This is a genomic window from Rhodococcus sp. IEGM 1372 (assembly GCF_030056835.1).
GTDB lineage: Bacteria > Actinomycetota > Actinomycetes > Mycobacteriales > Mycobacteriaceae > Rhodococcoides.
The window spans coordinates 1-1,805 of record NZ_JASHKS010000085.1 but is presented as its reverse complement, the minus strand read 5'-3'; the positions used below and the strand labels follow the sequence as shown (position 1 = coordinate 1,805).

At 61.6% G+C, this 1,805-nt stretch carries 1 protein-coding gene; it reads right to left on the bottom strand.

Going from position 1 to position 1,805, the window contains the following annotated elements; genetic code table 11:
• Nucleotides 1-247: 247 nt before the first annotated feature.
• A complete protein-coding gene (locus QM590_RS25755; protein WP_269596891.1) occupies nucleotides 248-1,558 on the bottom strand; it encodes a site-specific integrase in 1,311 nt (436 codons plus the stop codon).
• Nucleotides 1,559-1,805: the final 247 nt, after the last annotated feature.

The following is a 1,805-nucleotide window of genomic DNA, read 5'->3' as shown; positions in this document are numbered from 1 at the left end:
GAACGGAAACTAACCGACGCCAAGGTCGGATCCACCGTTAATCTGACACTCCCGACGAAGTGATCAGCTTTGCGATGGGGTGGGACTGTCGACCGACATCATGAATGATCTCCATGGCATCTTCGCTGAGATCGTCGTCATCACCGACAAAGAATCGAGGGGCCGAGATTAGTCGCTGCACCCGAACGGTGTGGCGATTGCGCTGCAGGTACGTTGCGGAGCGGCGTGGGTGTCATTGTGGGAATTGTTAACTCGAACTTCGAGACGGATTCCGACTCCGGTTAGTGCTTTGCTTGACCGACGTGTAGCGGGTCCAGTCGGCACCAGCACGCTCTGCATGCTGCATCGCCGTCGTGGCGCTGATTCCGAGGGCGTCTGCGAGCACTTGTGGTGGCGCTTGCCGGACGAGTTGCTGCCAGGTGGTGTTGCGAACGGCGCGGGTGGGGATGCCGGCGCGGCGGAGTGCATCGATGACCGTCTGCCGGTCGAGGTGCTCGCCGGGCATACGGCCGGCGAACAACCACCTCGAGTCCGTATTACTGGCGGTATTTGTGTTGGGTCGCTTCGCCAGATGTTCGCGCAGGAGGTGCGAGATCGGTTCGGGCAGCTCGACCCAGGTATCGGCCAGTCTGACGCTGACAGCGCTGCTCGTCGATCGGACGTCGTCGACGGTCAAGGCGACGATGCGTGTGATCGATTGGCCGTAGAGGGTGAGTAGACATCCGGCGATACGCTGGACGGCGGGGAGATCATCGTGCAGCAACAAAGTACGGACTATTTGCAGCCGCTCGTCCTCACCCACCAACTCGTGTGTGCCGGTCGAATGACGGGGAACGGTCAGCTGGGGTATGAGCTTGTTCGAGCGTGCCCAGTAGAGGAATCGTTCCGCGTGTTGGCGGGTGGAGGGACCACCTGCGTACCATGCATCGATATCGTGTTGGCTGCATTCGTTCAGCGCAGTCCCACGCGTGTTCAGCCAGTTGAGGAACGAAATCGCCACTGTCGTAGACTGTTTCGCTCGCAGGAACGGTCCGCTGCCCACCGGACCTGTCCTGGCGTGTTCGCGTAGCTTCCGGAGGTGGTGCCACCGTCCGAACCGTTCGACGATCTTCCTTGAGTCGTCATCGACGATAGTTGTGAGTTTGTCGTGAAGCCATTGTTCGTAGGTGGCGAGCAGTCGGTCCCGCGCGGGCAGGACTGAGTGTTCGACCATCAATGCTCGGAGGTACTCCACGGTGCGTGTGTGGGGCAGCGCGTCGAGGGCGCCGTGTGTCGGATTCACGGACCCGTCTCCCAGCGCGGCGAGCAGTTCCCGGACTTTGGGGTTCGCGCGAATCCAGGTGACGCCGCTGTTCGCTCTGGGCATCGCGACGATGGCGGTGGCCAGCGGCTCCAACGACTCGTGGACGACTCCGTTCGGGCCGGATAGTAAGTCGCGGACGATGTCATCGAGCAGGCATCGCCAGCAGGTGTTGGCTTTCGCGAGCCAGGTCTCGGTGCCGCACCGGTTGCACGTCAGATCCAACGGTAATCCACTGCAGCGCAGACACAGTGGCATGTGGTCTTCGTCCAGGCCGGGGACCATTCCGATGTGCCCGCACGCCGTGCATGTGCCCTCGGTGCGTTTGGCTGCTTGGTAGCAGTAGGTGCAGACCGGACCGTCGGGCCAGTGCGCAGCTGTGGGGTAGTGGTCTTTGCACCGTGCACAGGCGTGATGCTTGTCGGCATCTAGTGTTTGGTTGCGTCGGCGGGGTTTGATCGGCCCAGGGATTTCGGACACTGGACCCGCTTAGGATAGGGATCTA

What these genes read in the sequence shown, in the direction of transcription:
- QM590_RS25755 (WP_269596891.1), bottom strand. Translation starts at nt 1,558, where the DNA reads ATGCCACTGTGTCTGCGCTGCAGTGGATTACCGTTGGATCTGACGTGC.